General features: G+C 69.5%; 1 protein-coding gene. It reads left to right on the top strand.

What is annotated here, in order from left to right; translation table 11 throughout:
* Window positions 1-15: 15 nt before the first annotated feature.
* On the top strand, window positions 16-282 hold a 267-nt coding region (locus tag EN859_RS37540; protein ID WP_135913767.1), incomplete at its 3' end, for an SDR family NAD(P)-dependent oxidoreductase.

Below are 282 nucleotides of genomic sequence, written 5' to 3'. Positions count from 1 at the left end.
ACGGGAGGAAATGCCATGAGCTATCTTGACGAGCTGTTCTCGGTCGCCGGCAAGACCGCGCTGGTGACGGGCGCAGCGACCGGCATCGGCCGCATGGTGGCGACAGGGCTGGTCCGGGCCGGCGCTACCGTGATGATCGCCTCGCGCAAGGGCGAGGACTGTATCCGGGTCGCCGGCGAATTGAACGCCCTCGGCGGCTCAGGCCGGGCCGAAGGGTTTGCCGGCGATGTTTCCAGCGAAGCCGGCATCGCCGCGCTGGTCGCCGAGGTGAAGGCGCGCACC

The sequence above is a fragment of the Mesorhizobium sp. M00.F.Ca.ET.216.01.1.1 genome, assembly GCF_004010325.2.
Taxonomy (GTDB): domain Bacteria; phylum Pseudomonadota; class Alphaproteobacteria; order Rhizobiales; family Rhizobiaceae; genus Mesorhizobium.
This window is presented reverse-complemented; position numbering and strand designations above follow the sequence as displayed.